28 protein-coding genes are annotated in these 25,703 nt (G+C 69.4%); 11 read left to right on the top strand and 17 right to left on the bottom strand.

From position 1 onward, the window contains the following. From ACFXGJ_RS06870 to hrcA, 4 genes are all read right to left on the bottom strand, one after another. The gene (locus ACFXGJ_RS06870; protein WP_378617600.1) at positions 1–777 is read right to left on the bottom strand and encodes an alpha/beta hydrolase family protein; all 777 of its coding nucleotides are present in this window, start codon (positions 775–777) and stop codon (positions 1–3) included. Beyond that, positions 777–1,538: a 16S rRNA (uracil(1498)-N(3))-methyltransferase gene (locus tag ACFXGJ_RS06865; protein WP_378617599.1), complete on the bottom strand. Its 762-nt coding sequence runs from the start codon at positions 1,536–1,538 to the stop codon at positions 777–779. The genes ACFXGJ_RS06870 and ACFXGJ_RS06865 overlap by 1 nt, the downstream gene beginning before the upstream one ends. 14 nt (positions 1,539–1,552) lie before the next feature. Beyond that, on the bottom strand, positions 1,553–2,704 hold the full coding sequence (gene dnaJ, locus ACFXGJ_RS06860) for a molecular chaperone DnaJ (protein WP_378617631.1): 1,152 nt from the start codon (positions 2,702–2,704) through the stop codon (positions 1,553–1,555). Positions 2,705–2,805: 101 nt separating this feature from the next. After that, positions 2,806–3,831 (bottom strand): heat-inducible transcriptional repressor HrcA, encoded by a 1,026-nt coding sequence (hrcA, locus tag ACFXGJ_RS06855; RefSeq protein ID WP_378617598.1) that lies wholly within the window; start codon positions 3,829–3,831, stop codon positions 2,806–2,808. Positions 3,832–3,975: 144 nt separating this feature from the next. Here hrcA and ACFXGJ_RS06850 point away from each other — a divergent pair, with 144 nt between their 5' ends. Then, positions 3,976–4,281, top strand: coding sequence for a type II toxin-antitoxin system VapB family antitoxin (locus tag ACFXGJ_RS06850; protein WP_378617597.1), 306 nt, complete (start codon positions 3,976–3,978; stop codon positions 4,279–4,281). A gap of 128 nt (positions 4,282–4,409) precedes the next feature. On the opposite strand, the gene hemW is transcribed toward ACFXGJ_RS06850, so the two are convergent. Next, complete coding sequence (hemW, locus tag ACFXGJ_RS06845; protein WP_378617596.1) at positions 4,410–5,609, bottom strand: radical SAM family heme chaperone HemW; 1,200 nt, start codon at positions 5,607–5,609, stop codon at positions 4,410–4,412. A 143-nt stretch (positions 5,610–5,752) separates the two neighbouring features. Here hemW and ACFXGJ_RS06840 point away from each other — a divergent pair, with 143 nt between their 5' ends. From ACFXGJ_RS06840 to ACFXGJ_RS06810, 7 genes are all read left to right on the top strand, one after another. Next, positions 5,753–5,842: an Ms4527A family Cys-rich leader peptide gene (locus tag ACFXGJ_RS06840; protein WP_354003508.1), complete on the top strand. Its 90-nt coding sequence runs from the start codon at positions 5,753–5,755 to the stop codon at positions 5,840–5,842. 120 nt (positions 5,843–5,962) lie between these two features. Further along, positions 5,963–7,666, top strand: a complete 1,704-nt coding sequence (locus tag ACFXGJ_RS06835; RefSeq protein WP_378617595.1) for a nitrite/sulfite reductase — start codon at positions 5,963–5,965, stop codon at positions 7,664–7,666. Beyond that, complete coding sequence (locus tag ACFXGJ_RS06830) at positions 7,663–8,382, top strand: phosphoadenylyl-sulfate reductase (protein WP_378617594.1); 720 nt, start codon at positions 7,663–7,665, stop codon at positions 8,380–8,382. The genes ACFXGJ_RS06835 and ACFXGJ_RS06830 overlap by 4 nt, the downstream gene beginning before the upstream one ends. Next, positions 8,379–9,314 (top strand): sulfate adenylyltransferase subunit CysD, encoded by a 936-nt coding sequence (gene cysD, locus ACFXGJ_RS06825; protein WP_378617593.1) that lies wholly within the window; start codon positions 8,379–8,381, stop codon positions 9,312–9,314. The genes ACFXGJ_RS06830 and cysD overlap by 4 nt, the downstream gene beginning before the upstream one ends. Continuing rightward, positions 9,314–10,597: a sulfate adenylyltransferase subunit 1 gene (locus tag ACFXGJ_RS06820; RefSeq protein WP_378617592.1), complete on the top strand. Its 1,284-nt coding sequence runs from the start codon at positions 9,314–9,316 to the stop codon at positions 10,595–10,597. Before cysD ends, ACFXGJ_RS06820 begins: the two co-directional genes overlap by 1 nt. A gap of 5 nt (positions 10,598–10,602) precedes the next feature. Beyond that, positions 10,603–11,385 carry a sirohydrochlorin chelatase gene (locus ACFXGJ_RS06815; RefSeq protein WP_378617591.1) on the top strand — a complete coding sequence of 261 codons (783 nt, stop codon included), beginning with the start codon at positions 10,603–10,605 and terminating at the stop codon, positions 11,383–11,385. 209 nt (positions 11,386–11,594) lie between these two features. After that, positions 11,595–12,200 (top strand): DUF998 domain-containing protein, encoded by a 606-nt coding sequence (locus ACFXGJ_RS06810; protein WP_378617590.1) that lies wholly within the window; start codon positions 11,595–11,597, stop codon positions 12,198–12,200. Between the two features lie 61 nt (positions 12,201–12,261). Here ACFXGJ_RS06810 and ACFXGJ_RS06805 read toward each other — a convergent pair whose 3' ends face one another. The 6 genes from ACFXGJ_RS06805 to ACFXGJ_RS06780 form a co-directional block, all read right to left on the bottom strand. Then, entirely contained in the window at positions 12,262–13,254 is a 993-nt protein-coding gene (locus tag ACFXGJ_RS06805; RefSeq protein ID WP_378617589.1) for a sulfate/molybdate ABC transporter ATP-binding protein, read from the bottom strand. Further along, complete coding sequence (gene cysW / locus ACFXGJ_RS06800; protein ID WP_378617630.1) at positions 13,251–14,027, bottom strand: sulfate ABC transporter permease subunit CysW; 777 nt, start codon at positions 14,025–14,027, stop codon at positions 13,251–13,253. The genes ACFXGJ_RS06805 and cysW overlap by 4 nt, the downstream gene beginning before the upstream one ends. A gap of 26 nt (positions 14,028–14,053) precedes the next feature. Beyond that, on the bottom strand, positions 14,054–14,965 hold the full coding sequence (cysT, locus tag ACFXGJ_RS06795) for a sulfate ABC transporter permease subunit CysT (RefSeq protein ID WP_378617588.1): 912 nt from the start codon (positions 14,963–14,965) through the stop codon (positions 14,054–14,056). A gap of 7 nt (positions 14,966–14,972) precedes the next feature. Then, positions 14,973–16,019 carry a sulfate ABC transporter substrate-binding protein gene (locus tag ACFXGJ_RS06790; protein ID WP_378617587.1) on the bottom strand — a complete coding sequence of 349 codons (1,047 nt, stop codon included), beginning with the start codon at positions 16,017–16,019 and terminating at the stop codon, positions 14,973–14,975. Between the two features lie 168 nt (positions 16,020–16,187). Next, positions 16,188–16,262 (bottom strand): Ms4533A family Cys-rich leader peptide, encoded by a 75-nt coding sequence (locus ACFXGJ_RS06785; RefSeq protein WP_371851165.1) that lies wholly within the window; start codon positions 16,260–16,262, stop codon positions 16,188–16,190. Between the two features lie 147 nt (positions 16,263–16,409). Continuing rightward, complete coding sequence (locus ACFXGJ_RS06780) at positions 16,410–16,622, bottom strand: hypothetical protein (RefSeq protein WP_378617586.1); 213 nt, start codon at positions 16,620–16,622, stop codon at positions 16,410–16,412. A gap of 64 nt (positions 16,623–16,686) precedes the next feature. Here ACFXGJ_RS06780 and ACFXGJ_RS06775 point away from each other — a divergent pair, with 64 nt between their 5' ends. Beyond that, the gene (locus ACFXGJ_RS06775; RefSeq protein ID WP_378617585.1) at positions 16,687–18,663 is read left to right on the top strand and encodes a glycoside hydrolase family 15 protein; all 1,977 of its coding nucleotides are present in this window, start codon (positions 16,687–16,689) and stop codon (positions 18,661–18,663) included. 4 nt (positions 18,664–18,667) lie between these two features. Here ACFXGJ_RS06775 and ACFXGJ_RS06770 read toward each other — a convergent pair whose 3' ends face one another. From ACFXGJ_RS06770 to ACFXGJ_RS06755, 4 genes are all read right to left on the bottom strand, one after another. Next, complete coding sequence (locus tag ACFXGJ_RS06770) at positions 18,668–19,597, bottom strand: NAD(P)H-dependent flavin oxidoreductase (protein ID WP_378617584.1); 930 nt, start codon at positions 19,595–19,597, stop codon at positions 18,668–18,670. A 29-nt stretch (positions 19,598–19,626) separates the two neighbouring features. Then, positions 19,627–21,486, bottom strand: coding sequence for a translation elongation factor 4 (gene lepA, locus ACFXGJ_RS06765; protein WP_378617583.1), 1,860 nt, complete (start codon positions 21,484–21,486; stop codon positions 19,627–19,629). A 15-nt stretch (positions 21,487–21,501) separates the two neighbouring features. Then, positions 21,502–21,825: a tyrosine-type recombinase/integrase gene (locus ACFXGJ_RS06760; protein WP_378617582.1), complete on the bottom strand. Its 324-nt coding sequence runs from the start codon at positions 21,823–21,825 to the stop codon at positions 21,502–21,504. Positions 21,826–22,205: 380 nt separating this feature from the next. Further along, on the bottom strand, positions 22,206–23,003 hold the full coding sequence (locus ACFXGJ_RS06755; protein ID WP_378617581.1) for an alpha/beta fold hydrolase: 798 nt from the start codon (positions 23,001–23,003) through the stop codon (positions 22,206–22,208). Between the two features lie 149 nt (positions 23,004–23,152). On the opposite strand from ACFXGJ_RS06755, the gene ACFXGJ_RS06750 reads away from it, so the two are divergent. Continuing rightward, entirely contained in the window at positions 23,153–23,713 is a 561-nt protein-coding gene (locus ACFXGJ_RS06750) for a type II toxin-antitoxin system PemK/MazF family toxin (RefSeq protein WP_378617580.1), read from the top strand. An 8-nt stretch (positions 23,714–23,721) separates the two neighbouring features. On the opposite strand, the gene ACFXGJ_RS06745 is transcribed toward ACFXGJ_RS06750, so the two are convergent. Together ACFXGJ_RS06745 and ACFXGJ_RS06740 are read right to left on the bottom strand one after the other, a co-directional pair. Further along, entirely contained in the window at positions 23,722–24,135 is a 414-nt protein-coding gene (locus ACFXGJ_RS06745; RefSeq protein ID WP_378617579.1) for a DUF3224 domain-containing protein, read from the bottom strand. Between the two features lie 149 nt (positions 24,136–24,284). Next, complete coding sequence (locus ACFXGJ_RS06740) at positions 24,285–25,076, bottom strand: aquaporin (protein ID WP_378617578.1); 792 nt, start codon at positions 25,074–25,076, stop codon at positions 24,285–24,287. Between the two features lie 306 nt (positions 25,077–25,382). Between ACFXGJ_RS06740 and rpsT the strand changes: the two genes are divergently transcribed. Then, the gene (gene rpsT / locus ACFXGJ_RS06735) at positions 25,383–25,643 is read left to right on the top strand and encodes a 30S ribosomal protein S20 (protein WP_142097406.1); all 261 of its coding nucleotides are present in this window, start codon (positions 25,383–25,385) and stop codon (positions 25,641–25,643) included. Positions 25,644–25,703: the final 60 nt, after the last annotated feature.

Genomic DNA, 25,703 nt, shown 5'->3' with positions numbered 1-25,703 from the left:
CTACGCCCCGCCGTCGCTCAACCAGGGCGCCGGGTCCAATGCCGCCCGCAGCGACAGCGCCCAACTGCGCGAACCGCGGTCGAGGAAGTCGTTGTGGCCCTCGCCGGGCACCTCCCACAACACCGCCCGATCGCCCGCCGCGAGCGCGGCCTCGACGTACACCCGGCTCGCCGCGACCGGCACCTGGACGTCCTCCGCGCCGTGCAGGCACACCGTCGGCACGCCGGTCGGGACGCGGTGCAGCGGGGAGGCGTCGTGGTAGGTCCGCGGGTCGGTGACGAAGGGCACCCCGAACAGCGCCTCGAGCACCACGGACCCGCGCCGGGTCGCGGCCCGCGACGCCAGGTCGAGCGCGCCCGCCTGGGACACCACCCGCTCCGGCCGGATCGACGAATCGCGTTGTCCGGCAAGCCAGACGGCGAGCTGCGCGCCCGCCGAGTGACCCAGCAGCCGAACGTCGGACGGGTCGAGCGGAACCGGCGAGTGCGCGGGCAGCAGGTCGCCGACGGCGGCCAGCGCGGCCTGCACGTCGGCGCTTGTCTCCGTCCAGCCGCCGCCCGCGCCGACCCGCCGGTACTCGACGTTCCACGCCGCGACACCGGATTTCGCCAGTTCCATCGCGAACGCGGTCGCCAGGTTGAGGTGGTAGTCGGCACTCCAGTAGCCGCCGTGCAGCAGCATCACCACCGGGAGCGCGGCGCCAGTCGGCTCGGCCGGCAGGTACAGGTGCCCGAACTGCTCGGGCGCGGAACCGTACTCGATCCTCTGTCGGCCCATTACTGCAGCGGCGCCGCGGCCCAGCGGTCGGTGAGCACACCGATCGCACCCAGCGCGACCGCCGCCGCGGTCGAGGTCCGCAGGACCGTCGGCCCGAGCCGCACCGCGGCCGCGCCTGCCTCGGTCAGCGCGCCGACCTCCTCGTCCGACAGCCCGCCCTCGGGCCCGACGACGAGCACCAGTTCCGACGCCGCACCCAGGCCGAGGTCCCCCAGCGCCACCGTCGCCGACTCGTGCAGGACCGCGACGACCCCGCCGCGACCGGTCACCTCGCGCACCAGAGCCACCACCGCCGTCGTGCGGTGCAGCTCGGCGACCTCCGGAATGTGCGCTCGCCGTGACTGCTTCGCCGCCGCCACCGCGACCGCCTGCCACCGCGCGACACCCTTGGCGGCCTTCGGTCCCTCCCACTTGGCCACGCACCGCGCCGACTGCCACGGCACGATCGCGTCGATGCCGGCCTCCGTCGCCAGTTCGACGGCGAGCTCGGAACGCTCCGCCTTGGGCAGCGCTTGCACCAGCGTCACAGTCGGCGTCGGGGCGGGCAGGTCGTCGCGGCCGGTGACCTCGAGGTCGAGGCGGTCCTTGCCGACCTCGACCACCGCCGCGTGCGCGATGCCGCCGCGGCCGTCCGAGAGGACCAGCTGTTCGCCGACCCGGATCCGGCGGACCGTGGCGGCGTGCCTGCCCTCCTTGCCGTCGAGCACGGCGATCGCGCCGACCTCCGGTAGCGGGTCGAGGTAGAAGACGGTCGCGGCCATCGCCGGTGCCGCCGTCAGCGTCCGCTGAAGGCTTCGCGCAACCGCGAGAACAGCCCCCCGTTGTGCTGCGAACCCGAGGTGACGACCTCGGCCTGGTCCTTCTCGCGCAGGTCCCGGAACTCGCGCAGGGCCGCGGTCTGCTTGCCGTCCAGGCGCGTCGGCACGACGACCTCGAGGTGGGCGTGCACGTCACCGCGCACACCCGAGCGCAGCTTCGGCATGCCGTACCCGCGCAGCACCGCGACCGATCCCGGCTGGGTGCCGGCGTCGACGGTGATGTCCTGCGGACCGTCGATGATCGTGTCGATGGAGATCGTGGTGCCGAGCGCCGCGTCGACCATCGGCACCCGGACCGTGCAGTGCAGGTCCTCGCCGTCCCGCACGAACACCTCGTGCGGCTGCTCGATGATCTCGACGTAGAGGTCGCCCGCGGGGCCGCCGCCGGGCCCGACCTCGCCCTGCGCGGCCAGCCGGATCCGCATCCCGCTGCTCACGCCGACCGGCACCTTCACCGCGATGTCGCGGCGGGCACGCACCCGGCCGTCGCCGCCGCACTTGTGGCAGGGGTCGGGGATGGTCTCACCGGCACCGCGGCAGGTGGGACACGGCCGCGAGGTCATCACCTGGCCGAGGAACGAGCGCTGGACGGACTGCACCTCGCCCGCGCCGCGGCAGGTCTCGCAGGTGACGGGCTTCGAATCCCCGTTCGTGCCGGAGCCGGTGCAGCTGTCGCACAGGATCGCGGTGTCGACGGTGATGTGCTTGGTGACCCCGGTCGCGCACTCGGCGAGGGTCAGCTTGGTACGCAGCAGCGAGTCCGCGCCGGGCTGCACCCGACCGCGCGGACCGCGGGCGGCGCCGCCCCCGCCGCCGAAGAACGCCTCGAACACGTCGCCGAGACCGCCACCGAAGCCGGCGCCACCGAAGCCGCCGGCTCCGCCGCCGCCCTGCGACAGCGGGTCGCCGCCGAGGTCGACGATCCGCCGCTTCTCCGGGTCGGAGAGCACCTCGTACGCGGTGGAGATGTCCTTGAACCGGGCCTGCGCGTCCTCGTCCGGGTTGACGTCCGGGTGGAGCTCCCTGGCGAGCTTGCGGTACGCCCGCTTGATCTCCTGATCGGTCGCCTTCTGTCCGACGCCCAGCAGTCCGTAGTAGTCCCGTGCCACGTTGTGTCTCTCGTCCTCGTCGTCGATCAAATTCAGGTGATAAGTGGAAGTCGGACCGGCTCAGCTCGCCGGCCCTCGCTCGCGCGGAAGTCGCGCACGGTTCAACGCTCGGCCAGTACCTCGCCGATGTACCTCGCAACGGCTGCGACCGAGGCGATTGTTCCCGGGTAGTCCATCCGTGTGGGACCGAGCACACCCATGCCGCCGAACACGTTGCCGCCCGCGCCGTACCCGGTGGTGATCACCGAGGTGCCGCGGATCTGCTCGACCTGCGTCTCCTCGCCGATCCGCACGGTGACCGTGCCGGCATCGCCGGTCGCGGCGAGCAGCTTGAGCACGATCACCTGCTCCTCGAGCGCCTCGAGCACGGAGCGCAGCGAGCCGGGGAAGTCGCCGGCGTTCCGGGTGAGGTTGGCGGTGCCGCCGAGCACGAGCCGCTCCTCGGGGTGCTCGACCAGCGTCTCGACCAGCACGGTCGCCGACCGGACCACCGCATCGCGGATCTCCGGCGGGGCGTCCGCGGCCAGTTCGGACACCGCGATCGACGCCGCGGCCAGCCGCTTGCCCTCGAGCGCGCCGCCGAGCAGGTCCCGCAGCCGGGACAGGTTCTCGTCGTCGAGGACGTCGCCGAGTTCGACGATCCGCTGGTCGACGCGTCCGGAGTCGGTGATCAGCACCAGCAGCAGCCGGGCCGGATTCAGCGCGACCACCTCGAGGTGCCGCACCGAGGACGCGGACAGCGTCGGGTACTGCACGACCGCGACCTGGCGGGTCAGCTGGGCGAGCAGGCGGGTGCCGCGGCGCAGCACGTCGTCGAGGTCGACGCCGGACTCGAGGAACTCGAGGATGGCGCGCCGTTCGGCGGGCGAGAGCGGCTTGACCTCGGCGATCCGGTCCACGAACTGGCGGTAGCCCTTGTCGGTGGGCACCCGGCCGGAACTGGTGTGCGGCTGCGCGATGTATCCCTCGGCCTCGAGCACGGCCATGTCGTTGCGGATGGTGGCGCTGGACACCCCCAGGTTGTGCCGCTCGACGAGGGCCTTGGACCCGATCGGTTCCTGGGTGGCGACGTAGTCGGCGACGATGGCGCGCAACACCTCGAAGCGTCGTTCCTCGGTGCTCGACATGCCGGCCACCTCCCTCTCGCGTCACCTGTGGCAAAGACCCAGTCTAATCGTCGGGTCGCCCCGACCCGTGGAGGCCTTACTGTGGTGGCGCACGAACAGACAAGTGCCGTTGGCACTCCACCGACAACCGCGACGGATGCATCGATGATTTTCAAGGGCGTGAGGGACGGCAAGCCGTACCCGGATCACGGAATGTCGGTCCGCGACTGGTCGAAGATTCCGCCTCGCCAGGTCCGGCTCGACGAGATCGTCACCACCACGAAGGTGCTCGAACTGGACAGACTCCTGTCCGAGGACTCCACCTTCTACGGGGACCTGTTCCCGCACGCGGTGCTCTGGGACGGGGTCATCTACCTCGAGGACGGCCTGCACCGCGCGGTCCGCTCGGCGCTGCGGAACCGGGTCGTGCTGCACGCGCGCGTCTTCGACTACGACGCCATCCGCAACTGACCCGGCTCGGCGGACGTCCGCACCCCGCCTCGCCGATCCGCACCCCGATTGCGTGCGCGGATCGTGTGACCGGGGTGCGGTTCGCCATCAGGTGAGCGGCCGTGCGGGCGAAATTGCTTACTGAGGGTTCAGCTCAGGATGTCGCGGATGACGCCGTCGGCGAGCAACCGCCCACGGTCGGTGAGCACCAGGCGGTCACCGGCGCGCGAGAGCAGCCCGTCCGCGACGGCCTGCTCGGCGGCCACGAGCTCACCCTGTCGCAGGGCCGACTCCGGCAGTCCGGACCGCAGCCGCAGCGTCAGCATCACCCGCTCCATGTGCCGGTCCTCGGCGGTGAGCTGCTCGCTGTCCGCGACCGGCAGCTCGCCCGCGGTCAGCCGGTCGGCATACCGGGCCGGGTGCTTGACGTTCCACCAGCGCACCCCGCTGACGTGGCCGTGCGCGCCGGGTCCCGCACCCCACCAGTCACCGCCGTCCCAGTACCCCAGGTTGTGCCGGCACTCGGCGCCATCCCTCGCCCAGTTCGACACCTCGTACCAGCTCAGCCCGGCATCCGCGAGGCGCGCGTCGATCCGCTCGTACCGGGCGGCGAGGACGTCGTCGTCGGGGGCCGGTAGGTCCCCGCGACGCACCTTCCTGGCCAGCGCGGTGCCGTCCTCCACGATCAGCGCGTACGCCGAGACGTGGTCCACTCCCGCCGCGAGCACCGCGTCCAGGGACGCGTCGAGGTCCTCGTCGCGCTCACCGGGCGTGCCGTAGATCAGGTCGAGGTTCACGTGATCGAACCCCGCCGCACGCGCCTCCACGGCCGCCGCGACCGGGCGTCCCGGGGTGTGGGTGCGGTCGAGGATCCTGAGCACGTGCTGCGCGGCGGACTGCATGCCCAGCGAGATGCGGGTGAACCCGGTCTCGCGGAGGCGGTCGAAGAACTCCGGCGAGGTGGACTCGGGGTTCGATTCGGTGGTCACCTCCGCGCCCGGCGCGAGGCCGAAGCTCGAGCGGACCGCGCCCAGCACCTCGGCCAGGCCGTCGCCGCCGAGCAGCGACGGGGTGCCGCCGCCGACGAACACGGTCTGCGCCGCGGGCACCGTCCGCCCGGACGAGCCGAGCATCGCCGCGCCCGCATCCAGCTCCCGGCGCAGGCCCTCGAGCCAGGACTGCGGCGAGGCGGAGCTGCCCAGCTCCCCCGCGGTGTAGGTGTTGAAATCGCAGTAGCCGCAGCGGGTCGCGCAGAACGGCACGTGGACGTACACACCGAACGGCCGCGATCCCACCCCGTCCAGGGCGTCGTCGGGCAGCACGAACGCGGTCGTCGCCGGCTCTGTCATCGATCCACTCACACCGTTCAGTGTCCCACCGCCGCCGGAGTGGCCCACCTCACACCGGGCCCTGCCTGCGCATTTCCCCCCATTTTGGGGGAAATCGATCCCGGATGTCGGCTTTACCGATCTGATCTGGCACAATTGCCTGCGTGACCGGACTTGGGATTGTGCTCGTGGCTCGCCGCCATGTGGATCTCAAGCGCGTCTGCAGCTGTTGCTGTCTGCCTTCCACCGCGTAGACGCCATTCCACCAGCCCCCTTTTCGTCCCGGCCGGTCTCGGAGTGAGCCAGCGGGGACAGCGCTCCCCGCTGACGTCATGCCCGAAGATCGGCGCCCCGAACATTTCTGGAGCGCCCTGATGTCGCAGACTGTCGACTCTTCCCCGCCCACACCCGCACGCACACCTCGGCCCGCCAAGCGTCGCGCCGAGGGACAGTGGGCACTGGGCTACCGCGAGCCCCTCAACGCCAACGAGCAGGCCAAGAAGGACGACAACCCGCTCAACGTCCGCGCCCGCATCGAGAACATCTACTCGAAGCAGGGTTTCGACAGCATCGACAAGAGTGACCTGCGCGGGCGCATGCGCTGGTGGGGCCTCTACACCCAGCGTGAGCAGGGCTACGACGGCACCTTCACCGGCGACGACAACATCGACCTGCTCGAGGCCAAGTACTTCATGATGCGGGTGCGCTGCGACGCCGGTGCCCTGAACGTCGAGCAGCTGCGCACCATCGCCGGCATCTCCACCGAGTTCGGCCGCGACACCGCGGACCTGTCGGATCGCGAGAACGTCCAGTACCACTGGATCGAGGTCGAGAACGTCCCCGAGATCTGGAAGCGGCTCGAGGGCGTCGGACTCAAGACCACCGAGGCCTGCGGCGACTGCCCCCGCGTCGTGCTCGGCTCCCCGCTCGCCGGCGAGTCGCTCGACGAGGTGCTCGACCCGACGTCCGCGATCGACGAGATCGTGCGCCGCTACATCGGCAAGAAGGAATACTCCAACCTGCCGCGCAAGTTCAAGACCGCCATCTCCGGTCAGCAGGACGTGGTGCACGAGATCAACGACGTTGCGTTCATCGGCGTCAACCACCCGGAACACGGTCCCGGACTGGACCTGTGGGTCGGCGGCGGCCTGTCCACCAACCCGATGCTCGCGCAGCGGGTCGGGGTGTGGGTGCCGCTCGACGAGGTCCCGGACGTGTGGGAGGCCGTGGTCTCGATCTTCCGCGACTACGGCTACCGCCGGCTGCGCAGCAAGGCCCGGCTGAAGTTCCTGATCAAGGACTGGGGCATCGAGAAGTTCCGCGAGGTCCTCGAGACCGAGTACCTGGGGCGCAAGCTCATCGACGGCCCGGCGCCGGAGCAGCCGGCCCGCCCGATCGACCACGTCGGCGTGCAGAAGACCCGCAACGGGCTCAACGCGGTCGGCTTCTCCCCCATCGCGGGCCGGGTCTCGGGCACCATCCTGACCCAGGTCGCCGACGCCGCGGAGAAGGCGGGCTCCGACAAGATCCGCTTCACCCCGTACCAGAAGCTGATCATCCTCGACGTCGCCGACGACAAGGTCGAGCAGCTGATCGCCGACCTCGAACCGCTTGGCCTGCAAGCACGTCCGTCGATCTGGCGGCGGAACCTGGTGGCCTGCAGCGGCATCGAGTTCTGCAAGCTGTCGTTCGTCGAGACCCGCAAGCGCTCTCAGGTGCTGGCACCAGAGCTCGAACAGCGTCTCGCCGACATCAACGCGCAGCTGGACGTGCCGATCACCATCAACATCAACGGCTGCCCCAACTCGTGCGCGCGCTCCCAGATCGCCGACATCGGGTTCAAGGGCATGCTGGTCGACGACGGCGAGGGCAACCAGGTCGAGGGGTTCCAGGTCCACCTCGGCGGCAGCCTCGGCCTCGACTCCGGGTTCGGCCGAAAGCTGCGCCAGCACAAGGTGAACAGCACCGACCTCGGCGACTACATCGAGCGGGTGGTCCGCCAGTTCGTCAAGCACCGCAACGAGGGCGAACGTTTCGCCGAATGGGCAGTCCGAGCAGACGAGGAGGACCTGCGATGAGTTCGGGTCTCGACCTATCCACCGCGACCGAGCACGATCTCCGCGAACTTGCCGCACAGGGGGCGGCAAGTCTCGGGGACGCCACCGCACTGGAACTGCTGCAGTGGACCGAGGACACGTTCGGCCGGGACTTCATCGTCGCGTCGAACATGCAGGACGGAGTGCTCGTGCACCTGGCCACCCAGGTGCACCCCGGGGTGGACGTGCTGTTTCTCGACACCGGCTACCACTTCGCCGAGACCATCGGTACCCGTGACGCGGTGGAGGCGGTGTACGGGGTCAACATCGTCAACGCCAGGGCCGAGGCCAGCGTCGCCGAGCAGGACGCGGCCGAGGGCAAGGACCTGTTCGCCCGCGAGCCGAACCGGTGCTGCGCACTGCGGAAGGTCGCGCCCCTGAAGAAGTCCCTCGCGGGCTACAAGGCGTGGGTGACCGGGATCCGCCGGGTCGAGGCACCGACCCGCGCCAACGCCCCACTCGTCTCGTTCGACGACGCATTCGGCCTCGTGAAGATCAACCCGATCGCCGCGTGGTCCGACGAGGACATGGCCGCGTACATCGACAAGCACTCGATCCTGGTGAATCCGCTTGTCGACGAGGGCTATCCGTCCATCGGGTGCGCACCCTGCACCTCCAAGCCAGCACCCGGCTCCGATCCGCGCAGCGGGCGGTGGGCCGGCAATTCCAAGACAGAATGCGGGTTGCACGCCTCATGACTGCTGAACTGACCGACATCCGCCCGCAACTCGACGGCGGCGACTTCGACACCCTCGCCGCCCTCGAGTCCGAGGCCATCCACATCTTCCGCGAGGTCGCCGGCGAGTTCGAACGCCCGGTGATCCTGTTCTCCGGCGGCAAGGACTCCACGGTGCTGCTGCACCTGGCGATCAAGGCGTTCTGGCCCGCGCCGGTGCCGTTCGCACTGCTGCACGTGGACACCGGCCACAACCTGCCCGAGGTGCTCGAGTTCCGCGATCACGTCGTCGCCAAGTACAACCTGCGACTGCACGTGGCCAAGGTCGAGGACTACCTCGCGGACGGCCGGCTCACCGAGCGCCCCGACGGCATCCGCAACCCGCTGCAGACCGTCCCGCTGCTCGACGCCATCGCCGAGAACCGCTTCGACGCGGTCTTCGGCGGTGCCCGTCGCGACGAGGAGCGGGCCCGTGCCAAGGAGCGGATCTTCTCGCTGCGCAACGCCTTCGGTCAGTGGGATCCGAAGAAGCAGCGCCCCGAGCTGTGGAACCTCTACAACGGCAGGCACTCCCCCGGCGAGCAGGTCCGGGTGTTCCCGCTGAGCAACTTCACCGAGCTCGACATCTGGCGCTACATCGCCCGTGACAACGTGGAACTGGCGAGCATCTACTACGCGCACCAGCGTCCCGTCTACCAGCGCGACGGCATGTGGATGACGCCCGGTGTGTGGGGCGGACCGGCCGACGGCGAAGAGCTGCAGACGCTCTCGGTGCGCTACCGCACCGTGGGCGACGGCTCCACCACCGGCGCGGTGCTCTCCGACGCGGCCGACAACGAGGCGATTCTCGCCGAGGTGGCCGCATCCCGACTGACCGAGCGCGGCGCCACCCGTGGCGACGACCGGGTTTCCGAGGCGGCCATGGAAGACCGCAAGCGAGAGGGCTACTTCTGATGAGCGATCTGTTGCGCCTGGCCACGGCCGGCAGCGTCGACGACGGCAAGTCCACCCTGGTGGGCCGGCTGCTCTACGACACCAAATCCGTTCTGGCCGACCAGATCGACGCCGTCACCCGCGCGTCGGTGGACCGCGGCCTCGACACCCCGGACCTGTCGCTGCTGGTCGACGGCCTGCGCGCCGAGCGCGAGCAGGGCATCACCATCGACGTGGCGTACCGCTACTTCGCCACGCCCAACCGGACCTTCGTGCTGGCGGACACCCCCGGTCACGTGCAGTACACCCGCAACACGGTCTCCGGCGCGTCCACGGCGCAGCTGGTGATCCTGCTGGTGGACGCGCGCAAGGGCGTCATCTCCCAGACGCGCAAGCACGCGGCGGTGCTGGCCCTGCTCGGCGTGCCGAAGCTGGTGCTCGCGGTGAACAAGATCGACCTGGTCGAGAACCCGGCCCAGGTGTTCTCGGACATCTCCGAGGAGTTCAACGCGCTCACCACCTCGCTGGGGTGGGCGTCCGAGGACGTCGTGGAGATCCCGGTCTCCGCGCTGCACGGCGACAACGTGGCCGTGCGCTCGGAGAACACCCCGTACTACGACGGTCCCACCCTGATCGAGCACCTCGAGTCGATCCCGGTGGACGCCGAGCCGCACCGGGTGGGCCTGCGCTTCCCGGTCCAGTACGTGATCCGGCCGCGCACCGCCGAGTTCCTCGACTACCGCGGCTACGCGGGACAGGTCGCGGCGGGCTCGGTCCGGCCCGGCGACGAGGTCGTCATCCTGCCGTCCGGCACCCGGACCACCGTCGCCCGCGTGGACACCGCGGACGGCGAGCTGGACTCCGCACACGCCGGCCGCAGCGTCACGCTGATCCTGGCCGACGACGTGGACGTCTCGCGCGGCGACACCATCGCCTCCGTCGAGGACGCGCCGGAGCCCATCGGCGAGTTCGACGCGACGGTGTGCTGGCTCGCGGAGAAGCCGCTGCGCCCCGGCGCTCGGCTGCTGCTCAAGCACGGCACCCGCACCACGCAGGCGATCGTCGGGTCAATCGTGGAGCGCTTCGACGAGCAGGACCTCACGACCGAGCAGTCGCCGGAGACGTTGGAGCTCAACGAGATCGGCAAGATCTCGGTGCGCGTGGCGGAGCCGATCGTGGCGGACGACTACCGCCTCAACCGGCACACCGGCAGCTTCCTGCTGATCGACCCGGCCGGCGGCAACACCCTCGCGGCCGGCCTGGTCGGCGACGCGATCGCCGCCATCGAGCTGGCGCGCGCGTAACGGGCATGTCCGTCCCCCTGATCGCCGCCGCGGCTCCGCCGCTGATCGCGGTCGCACACGGCAGTCGCGACCCCCGCTCCGCGCGGGCGGTCGCGGCTGCCGTGGCCGGAATCAGGGCGAGCAGGCCGGACCTGGACGTGCGCCTGTGCTTCCTCGACCTGTCCGCACCGTCGGTGGACCAGGTGATCGACGCAGTGGCCGCCGAAGGACACTCGTCGGCGGTCGTGGTGCCGCTCCTGCTGGGCAGCGCCTTCCACGCCCGCGTCGACCTGCCCGGGCTGCTCGCGGCGGCTCGCGCGCGGCACCGCGGACTCGACCTGGTCCAGGCCGACGTGCTCGGCGACGGCGACCGGCTGGTCGCCGCCGTCCGGGACCGGGCAGTCGGCGCCGGTGCGGAGCTCGACGATCCGTCGGTCGGGGTGGTGCTGGCCGCGGTTGGCTCGTCGTCGGAGGCCGCCAACGCCCGCACCGCGCGGATCGCACCGCGACTGCTCGCCGGCAGCGGCTGGTCGGGCGTCGAGATCTGCTACGCCACCACCGAACCGAGTCTGCCGCAGGCGGTCTCGCGGCTACGACGGGCAGGCGCGGAGCGCATCGTGGTGGCACCGTGGTTCCTCGCGCCCGGCCGCCTCACCGACCGACTCGAACTCCTTGCCGGTGAGCACGCTCCCACGGCCGTCTTCGCCGACGTGATCGGCGACCATCCCCACCTCGCCGAGGTCGCGCTGAACCGCTACCGCGCGGGGGCCGACCTCGTCACCGCCGACCGAGCCGCACTGACCGCCTGAACTGTTCCGCGATCTGCGGCTGGTGTCGCCGCAACGGCCGTTCACAGGTTGTTGCCAGATTGTTATCGTACCGTTAGATTTGCCAGTCGAGCCGCGGCGCCGACCGGATCAGATCTTTGGGTGAGATCCCCACAGAGCAAGCTGTAGGGAGCAATACGATCAAGCACAATCTCAGACTCGGCACAGCCGGCGCGGCCTGGTCTCTGTCGGTGCTCTACCTCCTGGCGGAGTTCGTCACGGCCGGCGCGTGGAAGACCCCGTACAGCTTCGCGCGCGATTCCATCAGCTCGCTGGGCGTGACCACCTGCAGTCCGGAAGCGTGTTCACCGATGCACGCCGTCATGAACGCCACGTTCATGAGCCTTGGGGCGGTGACGGTTCTGGGCGCGGCCCTGCTGCACCGATACATTCCGGACGGCCGGGGCAAGAAGTGGATCCTGGGTCTCGCCGCGGTCGTGGCGCTGAGCACCGCCGCCACCGGGATGGTTCCCGCCAACGACGGCACCTTCGTCCATTGGACCGCCGTCCTGCCCGGATTCGTCGCGCGCCACGCGGTGCTCGTGCTGCTGGCTGTGCAGTTCTGGAACCAGCGACGCTGGATTGCGGTCTGGTCCGGTCTCTGTGCCACCACCGGACTCGTCGGCGTCGTCCTGCTTCTCGACCGCACCCTGACCTTCGGCCTGGGCGAGCGACTGACCCTGTACCCGCTCCCCTTGTGGATGGCGGGCACCGGTGTTGCCGCACTCGTTGCACTGATGCGAAGGACGGTGCTGAGTAAGTTCGAACTGCCGTCGGACAGGGCGGCGACCGCGTGAATCCGGCACCCACCGATGCCGCGTCACAGAACCGGGCCGCACCTGCCCGACGGGCTGCTGCCTATGCCGGGATGTTCGGGATCAGGGTCGCGCGGGCGTAGACGGTCTCGCCCTCCTTGAGCTGCAGGGCCTCGCTGTCGCCGCGGGTCACCTGCGCCGCGAACAGGTCTCCGGTGGCGGCGTTGCGCAGCTCCACCCGGACCTCGAAGCCCAGGTGCACCACCCGCTCGACCGTCGCCCGGGTGACGCCCGCGGACTCCGCGGTGCCGGCCTGCTGAGCGACCGCCATGCTCGGATCGCGCCCCACGCGGATGTCGTGCGGGCGCACGAGCTGACCGTTGAGCTTGGCGACCGGCCCGAGGAACGACATCACGAAGTCGTTCGCGGGGCTGTCGTAGAGGTCCCGCGGGGTACCGACCTGCTCGATGCGCCCCTTGTTGAGAACCGCGATCCGGTCGGCGACGTCGAGCGCCTCCTCCTGGTCGTGGGTGACGAGCACGGTGGTCACGTGCACCTCGTCGTGCAGCCGTCGCAGCCACGTCCGCAGGTCCTCGCGCACCTTCGCGTCGAGTGCACCGAACGGCTCGTCGAGCAGCAGCACCTGCGGGTCGACCGCCAGCGCGCGGGCCAGCGCCATGCGCTGACGCTGGCCACCGGACAGCTGCGCCGGGTACCGGTGCTGGAAGCCGTCGAGGCCGACGATCTCGAGCAGCTCGTTGACCTTCTTGTCGATCTCCGACTTCGGCCGCTTGCGGATCTTGAGCCCGAACGCGACGTTGTCGCGCACGGTCATGTGCTTGAACGCCGCGTAGTGCTGGAACACGAAGCCGATGTCGCGCTTCTGCGGCGGCACCCCGGTGACGTCCTTGCCCGCGATCGCGATAGTGCCGGAGTCCGGGTGTTCGAGTCCGGCGATCGAGCGCAGCAGCGTGGACTTGCCGGACCCGGACGGCCCGAGCAGCGCGGTCAGCGACCCGGCCGGGATGTCGAGGGTCAGGTTGTTCAGCGCCGCGAAGTCGCCGTAGTTCTTGTGGGCGCCGATCACGGAGATCATGAGTTGCTCCTCTTGCGGTCCAGCAGCGTCATCAGCAGCAGCGTCACCAGGGCGATGCCCATCAGCAGCGTCGCCGCGCAGTACGCGCCGTAGGTGTTGTGGTCGTCGATGTAGCGCGAGTGCACCAGCAGTGTCAGGGTCTGCGAGACGCCCGGGAAGCCGGACGAGACCATGATGACCGCGCCGAACTCGCCGAGCGATCGGGCCACGGTGAGCACGACGCCGTAGGTCAGGCCCCAGCGGATGGCGGGCAACGTGATCCGCCAGAACGTCTGCCATTTCGAGGCGCCGAGGGTCGCGGCCGCCTGCTCCTGTTCGTCGCCGATCTCGTGCAGCACCGGCTCCACCTCGCGCACCACGAAGGGCAGCGTGACGAAGATGGTGGCCAGCACCATGCCGGGCAGGCCGAAGATGACACGGAAGCCTGCCTCGTCGAGGAACCCGAACCAGCCGTTGACGCCCCACAGCAGGATCAGCGACACGCCCACGACGATCGGCGAGACCGCGAACGGCAGGTCGACCACGGCCTGCAGCAGGCCTCGGCCGGGGAACCGGCCGCGGACCAGTGCCAGCGCGGTGACCACGCCGAAGATCACGTTGATCGGTACCACGATCGCCACGATCAGCAGCGACAGGTTCAGCGCCGAGATCGCTGCCGGCGTGGAGATCGCCTCGAAGAAGCTGACGAATCCGCGCTCGAAGGTGCGCCACAGGATCACCACGATGGGCACCAGGAGCAGCACCACGAGGTAGCCGAGCGCGACCACCCGCATGCCGATGCGTGCCGGCGTCGAGACGTTCACTGGGCCTGCTCCTCACGCCGCTGCGCGCGGCTCGCCAGCACCCGCAGCACGAGCAGCGTGGTGAAGGCGATCAGCAGCAGCACCACCGAGATGGCCGCCGCGTCCACGGGCCGATCGATCTCGATCTTCTGCTGGATCAACTGCGAGGCCATCTGGGTCTCGCGCGGGATGTTGCCACCGATCAGGACCACCGACCCGTACTCGCCGATCGCGCGGGCGAAGGCGAGGCCGGCGCCGCTGATGATCGCGGGTGCCAGGGTGGGCAGCACGACCTTGCGGAAGATGACCCAGTTGGACGCGCCGAGCGACGCCGCGGCCTGCTCGACCTCCCGGTCGGTCTCGATCAGCACCGGCTGCACCGACCGCACCACGAACGGGAGGGTGACGAACGCCAGCGCCACCACGAGGCCGGGCTGGGTCGCGTTGAGGTGCACGTCGATCGGGCTGCTCGGCCCGTACAACGACAGCAGCACGATGCTGGCGACGATGGTGGGCAACGCGAACGGAAGGTCGATGAGCGCGTTGACGATCCGCTTGCCCGGGAACTCGTCGCGCACCAGCACCCAGGCGATCAGGGTGCCCATCACGACGTTGATCACGGCCACGACCGCGGACACCCAGACGGTGATCCGCAGCGACGCCAGCGCCGCCGGACTGGTCACCGCGTCCCAGAAGCCGGCGATGCCGTCCTCGAAGGAGGTCACGGTCAGCGCGGCCAGCGGGAGCAGCACGATGACGCTGAGCCAGAGCATGGCGATACCGATGCCCAGCGGCCCGACCGTGCCGGTGACCCGGGTCCAGCCCGGGCGCCGCCGGGACGGCGGCGAGGGGGCAGCGCCCTGCTCGGACACCTGTCCCCCGATCTCGGACACCTGTCCCCCCGACGCCGTCTCGACAATGCTGGTCACGGTGAGGCTACTTGCTCGCGCCGTCATAGATCACCGCGATGGATCCGGTGTCCTTCTTGAACAAGGAGTCGTCGATCGACTTCCAGCCGCCGAGGTCGGCGATCGTCCACAGCTTGGCCGGGGCGGGGAAGTCGGCGGCGAACTCCTTGGCGACGGCCGGGTCGACGGGACGGAATCCCGCCTGCGCCCACAGCTTCTGGCCGTCGGTGGTGTAGAGGAAGTCCTTGAACGCGTTGGCCTTCTCGAGGTTCTTGCTGTTGTTGATGACCGCGACCGGGTTCTCGATCTTGAACGTGGTCGGCGGCGTGACGTGCTCGACGGGGTCGCCGTTGCGCTCGGTGAAGATCGCCTCGTTCTCGTAGCTCAGCAGTACGTCGCCGGTGCCCTGCAGGAAGGTCTCGGTGGCCTCACGACCCGACTTGGGCTGGACCTTGACGTGGTCGCGCACGAGCGAATTGATGTAGTCGAGGCCCGCCTGCGGATTCTTGCCGCCGTCGCTCTTGGCCGCGTAGGGGGCGAGCAGGTTCCACTTCGCCGATCCGGAGCTGAACGGGTTGGGCGTGACCACCTCGAGGCCGGGCGCGAGCAGGTCGTCCCAGTCCTTGATGCCCTTGGGGTTGCCCTTGCGGACGACCACGGTGACGACGGACCCGAACGGGATGCCGTTGTAGGCGTCCTTGTTCCAGTCCGGGCTGACCTGTCCGGAGTCGACGAGACGGGTGATGTCCGGCTCGACCGAGAAGTTCACGAAGTCGGCCTGGGCGCCGTCCTTGACCTTGCGGGACTGGTCGCCCGAGGCGCCGTAGGACTGCTGGAAGTCCACGCCCTTGCCCTGCTCGGTCTCCTTGAACGCCGGAATGATCTTGTCGTAGCCGGGCTTGGGCACCGCGTAGGCGAACAGGCTGATCGTCCCGCCGCTGCCGTCGCTCTTCCCACCGTCGCCGCCGACGGTGTCACTCGAGCCGCCGCTGCAGGCGGTCAGCGCGACGGCCCCGGCGGTGACGACGGCGGCCAACAGGACGCCGGAACGGGTGAAACGGGCGCGAACGCTCATGGATATGGCCTTTCATGCCTCGAGGGCAGGTGAATGTGTTCGGTCGTGGGACCGCAGTGAGGACCACAGCCGGCGCGGCTGTGGTTCACAGATGACACGAAGAGTTGGGGGCTGGCCCGCTACGTGGGGCGCACCGGCCGCGACAGAGAGGTCAGCGGCGGGAGGGAATCAACAACAGTCGATATCGGCGACTGCGAGCATGCCGACAGCGATCAACGCCAGTTCATGGCGGACCTGGTGCACGGCAGTGGCAGACACGCCGACGAATCTAGCAGAGCGGGCGGCCCGAATCGAACCCGGACGTGGACCGCGGTCAGCGGGTCAGCAACCACCCGACGAGAACGAGGACGATCAGCGCGATCAGGACGAGGGTGACGCGTGAACGGGGCATCAGCGCGCACTCCTCGAGGTCGACGCGACGGCCGGGCGGGCCTCGTCGCGACCCAGCAGGGCGAACACCCTGGCGAGCAGCTTGTCGAAGCCGCACGCGATGCCGAAGGCGGCGGGCAGCGCGACCGCCATCACCAGAAGGATCTGGGGAATGTAGGGCAACCCGATGACCCACAACTCGAGGCCGTCCCACCAACTGGCGATCTGATTCACGCCCTCACCTTAGCCCGCGGCGGTTGCGGTGGACGACCGCGCCCGGCGGGCGAATGATGTGCAGATGGCACCCCGCGACGACATCGAAACCGAGGACACCGCGCCGGACAACCTGCCAGCCATCGTGGACCCGGCCCGGCACTCCACCTACCCGCCGATCGACGACTACGCCTTCCTCTCCGACTGCGAGACAACCTGCCTCATCGCGCGCAACGGGTCCGTCGAGTGGATGTGCGTGCCACGGCCGGACTCGCCGAGCGTGTTCGGCGCGATCCTCGACCGCAGTGCCGGCCACTTCCGCATCGGTCCGTACGGCCAGAACGTCCCCGCGGCCCGGCGCTATCTCCCCGGCGGACTGATCGTCGAGACCACCTGGCAGACCGAGACCGGCTGGCTGATCGTGCGCGACGCGATGGTGATGGGGCCGTGGCACAACAACACCGCGCGTTCGCGCTCGCATCGGCGCACCCCCACCGACTGGGACGCCGAGCACATCCTGCTGCGCACGGTGAAATGCGTGAGCGGGACGGTGGAACTCGAGATGAGCTGCGAGCCCGCCTTCGACTACCACCGGTCCACCGCGAAGTGGGAGTACACCGGCAAGGTGTACGAGGAGGCCACCGCGACCTGCGACGGCTCCACCCTCGGCGAGCATCCGACGCTGCGCCTGACGACCAACCTGAGGATCGGGATCGAGGGCCGCGAGGCCCGCGCGCGGACACGGATGACCCAGGGCGACAACGTGTTCGTCGCGTTGTCCTGGGGCGGGCAGCCGTGCCCGGAGAACTTCGAGGACGCCGCCGACAAGATGTGGCAGACCGCCGAGTGCTGGCGACAGTGGATCACCATCGGCCGCTTCCCCGACCACCCGTGGCGCGGCTACCTGCAGCGCAGTGCACTCGCCCTCAAGGGCCTGACCTACGCACCTACCGGCGCGCTGCTCGCGGCGTCGACCACCTCCCTGCCGGAAACGCCCGGCGGGCAACGGAACTGGGACTACCGCTACGCGTGGGTGCGCGACTCGACCTTCGCGCTCTGGGGCCTGTACACCCTCGGTCTCGACCGCGAGGCCAACGACTTCTTCTCCTTCATCTCCGACGTGTCCCAGTCGGACGGCGGACACCCGAACCCCCTCCAGGTGATGTACGGCATCGGCGGCGAACACACCCTCGAGGAGGAGGAGCTGAACCACCTGTCCGGGTACGACGGCGCCCGGCCGGTACGCATCGGCAACGGCGCGTACAACCAGGACCAGCACGACATCTGGGGCACCATGCTCGACTCGGTGTACCTGCACGTGCGCTCCCGCGACCAGGTGCCGGACGCGCTGTGGCCACTGCTCAAGCGCCAGGTCGAGGAGGCGATCAAGCACTGGCGCAAGCCCGACCGCGGTATCTGGGAGGTGCGCGGGGAGCCCCAGCACTTCACCTCCTCGAAGGTCATGTGCTGGGTCGCGCTCGACCGCGGCGCGAAACTCGCCGCGCTGCACGGCGAGAAGTCGTACGCGCTGCAATGGGCCGCGATCGCCGACGAGATCAAGGCCGACATCCTCGAACACGGCGTGGACGAGCGCGGCGTGTTCACCCAGCGCTACGGGGACCCGTCCCTCGACGCGTCACTGCTGTTGGTGCCGCTGCTGCGGTTCCTGCCCGCGAACGACCACCGGGTCCGGGCGACGGTGCTCTCGATCGCCGACGAGCTCACCGAGGACGGTCTGGTTCTGCGCTACCGCGTGGAGACCACCGACGACGGCCTCGACGGCGAGGAGGGCAGCTTCACCATCTGCTCGTTCTGGCTCGTGTCCGCGCTCGTCGAGATCGGCGAACTCAAGCGCGCCAAGCAGTTGTGCTCGCGGCTGCTCGGTTACGCGAGCCCGCTCAAGCTGTACGCCGAGGAGATCGACACCCGCACCGGGCGACACCTGGGCAACTTCCCGCAGGCGTTCACCCACCTGGCCCTGATCAACGCGGTGGTGCACGTGATCCGTGCGGAGGAGGCCGCGGCGGCGGGCGTCTTCCAGCCGGCGCACTCCCCCGGCTGAGCGGTCAGGCGAACCGGGCCAGCAGCCGCTCCGCGTCGGCGGCGATCTGCCGGACCACGTCGCCGGCCGGGCGTGCCGCGTGCACGAGCCCGACCGCCTCGCCCGCGTACACGACGCCGAGGCTCGGGTCGGCCGGGTCGTACGCCTGCGCGAGCGTCTCCTCCGAGCCTGCCGCACCCTCCCAGGTGCGGGTGAATTCGTTCGCGATGGCCCGGCCGCCCCAGCGGCTCGGCCACGGCTGGCTGCGGGCGCGGTCGAACACCGAGGTGTACACGGTGTCCGCGCTGCCCGCCTCGACCACTCGGTCGCGGGCGTAGTCGGGACCGACGGTCTCCGGGCTGGCCAGCAGCGCGGTGCCGATGAGCGCGCCCTCCGCACCCGCCGCGATCACCGCGGCCAGCCCGCGGCCGGTCCCGATGCCGCCGGCCGCGGCGACGGGCAGTCCGGTCGCGTCGAGCAGTTCCTGCAGCAGTGGCAACGTGCCGATCCGGCCGGTGTGTCCGCCGGCCTCGCCGCCCTGCGCGATGATCAGGTCGACCCCGGCGCGTTCGGCGATGCGCATGTCCTCGAGCGTGTTGACCTGGGAGGCAACGGGAATCCCCGCCGCATGCACCCGCGGGACGTAGGCCGCCGGGTCACCGAAGGACAGCGTGAGCAGTGCGGGCTGCTGCTCGATCGCCGCGTCGAGCAGGCTGTCGTCGTCGTCCAGCGACCAGGTCATCAACCCGACGCCGAATCGCCCGCCGAGTTCGCGGGCGACGGCGGCCTCCTCGGCGATCCACTGCGGGGTGGCATACCGGGCGGCGCCGAGCAGTCCGAGGCCGCCCGCCCTGGACACCTCGCCGGCCAGCAAGCCGCCGGCCCGACCGCCCATCGGCGCGCCGAGGATCGGCACCTCGATGTCCAGATTCCGCGTCAACCAGGTCTCGAGCACGTGCACGCCTCCACTCGGCTCCGCTGTCTCTACTTCTTGGGCTTGTCCGCCACCGACTCGTTCGACAGTGCCGCCACGAAGGCCTCCTGCGGGACCTCGACCCGACCGATGGTCTTCATCCGCTTCTTGCCCTCCTTCTGCTTCTCGAGCAGCTTGCGCTTACGGCTGATGTCGCCGCCGTAGCACTTGGCGAGCACGTCCTTGCGGATCGCGCGGATGTTCTCGCGGGCAATGATCTTCGAGCCGATCGCGGCCTGGATCGGCACCTCGAACTGCTGGCGCGGAATCAGCTCGCGCAGCTTGGTGGTCATCTTGTTGCCGTAGGCGAACGCCGCGTCCTTGTGCACGATCGCACTGAACGCGTCGACGGCCTCGCCCTGCAGCAGGATGTCCACCTTCACGAGTGCCGCGTTCTGCTCACCGGACTCCTCGTAGTCGAGGCTGGCGTAGCCCTTGGTCCGCGACTTGAGGGCGTCGAAGAAATCGAACATGATCTCGCCCATCGGCAGCGTGTAGCGCAGCTCGACGCGGGTCTCGGACAGGTAGTCCATGCCGCCGAGCTCGCCGCGGCGGCTCTGGCACAGTTCCATGATCGCGCCGGTGTACTCGCTCGGCGCGATGACGGTGCACTTGGCCATCGGCTCGTACACCTCGCGCACCTTGCCCTCGGGCCAGTACGACGGATTGGTCACCTCGTGTTCGGAGCCGTCCTCCATCACGACGCGGTACACCACGTTGGGCGCGGTGGAGATGAGGTCGAGGCCGAACTCGCGCTCGAGCCGGTCGCGGGTGATCTCCATGTGCAGCAGGCCGAGGAAGCCGCAGCGGAAGCCGAATCCCAGCGCCACGGATGTTTCCGGCTCGTACGCCAGCGCCGCGTCGTTGAGCCGCAGCTTGTCCAGTGCGTCGCGGAGCACCGGGTAGTCCGAGCCGTCCATCGGGTACAGGCCGGAGTAGACCATCGGCTTCGGGTCGCGGTAGCCGGTGAGCGGCTCGGTCGCGCCGTTGCGGAAGGTGGTGACGGTGTCGCCGACTCGCGACTGGCGGACGTCCTTCACACCGGTGATCAGGTAGCCGACCTCGCCGACGCCGAGGCCGACGGTGGCCTTGGGTTCGGGCGAGATGATGCCGACCTCGAGCAGTTCATGCGTGGTGCCCGTGGACATCATGGTGATCTTCTCGCGGGGACGGATCTTGCCGTCCACCACGCGCACGTAGGTGACCACACCGCGGTAGGCGTCGTAGACCGAGTCGAAGATCATCGCGCGCGCCGGACCGTCCGCGTCCCCGACCGGGGCCGGCACCTTCTTGACGACCTCGTCGAGCAGTTCCTTGACGCCGACGCCGGTCTTGCCCGAGACCCGCAGCACGTCCCCCGGCTCGCAGCCGGTGATGTGCGCGATCTCCTCGGCGTAGCGGTCCGGGTCGGCGGCGGGCAGGTCGATCTTGTTGAGCACCGGGATGATGGTGAGGTCCTTCTCCATCGCCAGGTACAGGTTGGCGAGCGTCTGGGCCTCGATGCCCTGCGCCGCGTCGACCAGCAGCACCGCGCCCTCGCAGGCCTCGAGCGCGCGGGAGACCTCGTAGGTGAAGTCGACGTGGCCGGGCGTGTCGATCAGGTGCAGGACGATCTCTTCGGTGCTGCCGTCCTCCTTCTCGACGGTCCACGGCAGTCGCACGTTCTGCGCCTTGATGGTGATGCCGCGCTCGCGCTCGATGTCCATCCGGTCCAGGTACTGGGCTCGCATCGCCCGCTCCTCGACGACCCCGGTCAACTGCAGCATGCGGTCCGCGAGCGTGGACTTGCCGTGGTCGATGTGCGCGATGATGCAGAAGTTCCGGATCCGGGCGGGATCCGTGAAGGTTGTTTCTGCAAAGTTGCTGGTCAAGCCCTTTTCCTCATCTCACTCACTCACCGACGCCGAACCGGCCCGATTGCCCGTCCCGCTCTGGTCCCGCACCAGGACCTTATCCACCGCGTCCCTGGCCCGATCATCGTCGCCTGGCCGCAGGTGTGCGTAGACGTCCAGTGTGACAGCACCCGACGCGTGCCCGAGATACTGCGCCACCATCGGCACGGATGCACCGGCGAAGACGAGGGTCGATGCAAAGAAGCGACGGAGGTCGTGGAAGCTCACACCGTCCGGGAACTTGCAGTCCCGGCCCAGCTCGACAAACCGGTTCGCGACGGCGGTCGGCGACGTGAACGTAGCCGTCAGGTTGCTCACAGTATCTTGCGATGATAAACCCCACCGAAGGTCGACCGGCTCCGTTCCTCCGCGCACGGGAGAGCGTCGGCGACCCTGAAACTCATGCTTTGTCAGTGTGGGAGTTCCTGAATCACCACGTTAATCCCGTCCTTGTGAGCGTCGAACCTGGATCGGCCAACCTCAATCCAGGCCGGCAGATGGCAGTTGGTTTCGGGCGTGGGCCCCGCCTACGTTGGGGGTGGCGGGGCCCACGTGCCGCCAGGGTCCGGCGCAAAGGCGGCACAATCGACCAATTCAGTTAGCTTTCAGCAATGTCGCTCTCGGCCAAGTCCACGAGGGCGACCGCCAGGTGCGAGCGAACGAAAGGCCCCGCCGGTCCCAAACCCCTTGCGAACCTGTCAGCCGAAGAAGTCGGCGAGGACGGGGGCGAGGAGGTCCGGCCGTTGCAGGATGCTGTGGTCCTGACCGGCGATGACTTCGTGGACGGCACCGGGGATGGCGGCGGCCACGGCGGTCGCGGCCATCTGCATCCACGGCTCGGTGGCGTCGCCGTTGAGGACCAGCGCAGGAACGGTGATCGACGCGAGTCGCTCGGTGGGGATGCGCAAGCCGCTGCCGCACAGGGCGATGTCGTAGGGCAGGCTGCTCGCCTGGCCGGCGAGGAACGGCCAGACCGGAGCGGCCCGCATGTCGGCGACCATCGGCGCGGGGACGCCCACCTGCTCGGTCAGGAACAGGGCGGCGGCCCCGTCCCGGTCCGCGGCGGCGACGAGCGCCTTGACGCGGTCGAAGATGTCGGCGGGTGGCGCGGGCCGGCTTCCGTCGGTGATGTAGGGGGTTTCGTACACAGCGACGCGGTCGATCGGCAGGCCGCGCGCCACGCCCTCCAGGGCGAGCGTACCGCCGGAGGAGTGGCCGAAGACGCCGGCCTTGCCGCCGACGTGCGCGATAACCGCTGCGAGGTCGTCAATTTCGTTGTCGACGGCGTACTCGTCGGCGTCGTCGCCGCTGTCGCCGCGTCCTCGCCGATCGTAGGTGACGGCGGTGAACTGAGTGCCGAGCAGCGTGGCCAGGGCGGCGACGGTGGTGCGGTCGTTGAACGCGCCCCCGACGAGAATCACCGCGGTTCCGGCGGCGCCGACGGTGTCGACGGCGATCGGGGTGCCGTCGGCGGAGGTGACGGTGGAGATGGCCATTCGGGATGCTCCTTCTGTTGGGTGGTTGCTTTCTCACCCGGAGGACGGAGCCGATCCAGGTTCTTCGACATCGCCGCCCGGCGCAGGAATTCCACGTGACACCGGCCGCGGACGCCTCGGCCCCGTCAGGGGCCGATAGATTCGATGCCATGGCACGAAGCTGGACCACAATCGGCAAGCAACTGGGGGACCTGGCCAAGCGCGAGGGCCCTCGTCTGTTCAAGGAACTGCAGCGCTCGGGCGTGCTGCCCGGCGGGTCGCGGACCCCGAAGGCCGTGCCGCCGCGCCGGCCGGCGGCCCCCGGCCGTCCCGTGTCGTCCGTCGCGGTACCGACCGCGCACCGGGCCAGGACGGTCGAGTACTCCCCCGATCTCGACGGTCGCGCCGACCCGGGCGAGGTGGTGTGGACGTGGGTCACCTACGAGGAGGACGCCGGCCAGGGCAAGGACCGCCCGGTGCTGGTGGTCGGGCGCGACGGCGCCACGCTGCTGGGCCTGATGCTCTCGTCGAACTCCGGCCGCGAGGGCGAACGCAACTGGATGGGCATCGGCACGGGCGACTGGGACAGCTCGGGCAGGCCCAGTTGGATCCGGCTGGACCGGGTCCTCGACGTGCCGGAGGCCGGGATTCGCCGCGAGGGCGCGATCCTCGACCACCGGCGCTTCGACCAGGTCGCCGCGCGGCTGCGCCACGACTACAGCTGGAGCTGAGCGCTCGATCAGGCGGCGGGCGAACCGAACTCGACGTCGAGCTGCAACCGGTGGATGCCGTCGCCGTCGACGACCAACTCGCCCGTCCCGGTGATGCCGGCGAGTTCGCCGGTCCCGCTGGTGGGCACGATCACGAGCTGGTGGTGCGAGCGGCTCTCGCCGTCGGTCGTCGCCATGTGCGCGAAGTTGAAGGCGCCGCGCCTGCCCGCCACGGTGCCCTCGAAGGACTCCATGGCGACGTAGGTTCCGGTGCCCGTCTCCTGGGAGAACGCCGAGGTGAACTGGGTGCGGGACTGCCCCTCGACCTCGCCGCTGTACGACTTGGTCATGTAGGTGTGTCCCACCTCCAGCCCGGTGCGGATCGGCGAGGTGTACTCGGCGGGCTCGAAGGACGTGACGGCGAAGGTGCTGTTTACCTGCATGCTCGTAGCGTAGGACCCGATACCGCTGCGGCGATTGAACATTCGCGACACGCGTCGGCCCCCGAAACGGAGGAACCATCACCCGGTCAGACCGAATGATGGTTCCCCTCACCCGCGGGTCGCCGTCGGGACGACGGCGGTGGCGGCTCTCAGTCGTCGAGCCGGTCGTACCTGCCGAACAGCGCTCGGTAGGCCAGGGCGCCGAGCGCGCCACCCACGAGCGGGAACACGATGAAGGCCCACAACTGCTTGGGCGCACCGTCCTGGAAGAACGCGACGCCGAGGCTGCGCGCCGGGTTGACCGATGTGTTGTCGATCGGAATCGACATCAGGTGGATCACCGCGAGGGTGAGGCCGATCGAGATGCCCGCCATGAACACGTCCGAGATCTGATCGGTGGACGCCAGCACCACGAACACCAGCAGGGCGGTCAGCAGGACCTCGACGACGACCATCGCGCCGAAGCCGTAGCCGCTCTGCAGCACGGATCCGAGCGGTCCGTGGATCGCCGACGGGCTGTGATCGCCCCACCCGTTGGCCCCGAGGCCGTTGGTCGCCCGATCGTAGGACGGCAGGCTCTTGGCGACGGCGAACAGTACGACACCCGCGACGAGGCCGCCGATTACCTGTGCGATCCAGTAGATGCCGGCCGTCACCGCGCTGATCCGGCCGAGGAGGAGGTGCCCGAACGTCACCGCCGGGTTGACGTGGCAGCCGGAGATGGGGCCGATCGCGTAGACGAGGAAGAGGAGCGTGAGCCCGAACGCGAGCGCGACGCCGAGGTTGCCGACCTTCGCACCGGCGATCACCGCGGTTCCGACGGAGGCGAACACCAGCACGAAGGTGCCGATTCCTTCCGCGATGTACTTCTTGACTTCCGAGATGTTCTTGACGTCCGAGATGGGTTCCTTTTCGAAGACTTCCTGTGCCGTAGGAGACATGTGCCACCTTCGCTGAATTCGTGTCGTGGGTAAGGAAACTCTCGAATCGGAACGCTAACCCGGGGCAAACCGTCCGTCCGGACGCCACGCCGGGCCTGCGACCCCGGTTCCGTCGACCAGTGGCGTCGGCGATCCGGGCGTGCGGTAGCCTCTGTGTCAGCGGGTCGCGACGCGCCGTCGCACACCCCCCGGAAGGCCAGTCGGTTTGGGTTGGCCCCGCCATCCCTGGTAGCCTCGAACTTCGGCGCCCGTGTGCGCCCGAAGCTTCTTTGACAAGAAACCAGCAAAGACGACAGGATTTTACGCGTGGCCAACATCAAGTCCCAGGTGAAGCGGATCCGTACCAACGAGCGTCAGCGACTGCGCAACCAGTCGGTGAAGTCCTCGCTGCGTACCGCGATCCGTTCCTTCCGCGAGGCCGCGGCTGCGGGTGACAAGGACAAGGCCAACGAGCTCCTCGTCTCCGCGAGCCGCAAGCTCGACAAGGCTGCCAGCAAGGGCGTCATCCACGCCAACCAGGCCGCCAACAAGAAGTCGGCCCTCTCGCTGGCCGCGAACAAGCTCTGACCTAAGACGTCAAGCAAACACCGCCCGGTCCTCGACCGGGCGGTCTATCGCGTGTCCTCG

It is taken from the genome of Rhodococcus sp. NPDC059234, assembly GCF_042754225.1.
Lineage (GTDB): Bacteria > Actinomycetota > Actinomycetes > Mycobacteriales > Mycobacteriaceae > Rhodococcus_G.
The sequence above is the reverse complement of the archived record's forward strand: the minus strand, read 5'-3'. Positions and strand labels throughout refer to the sequence as shown.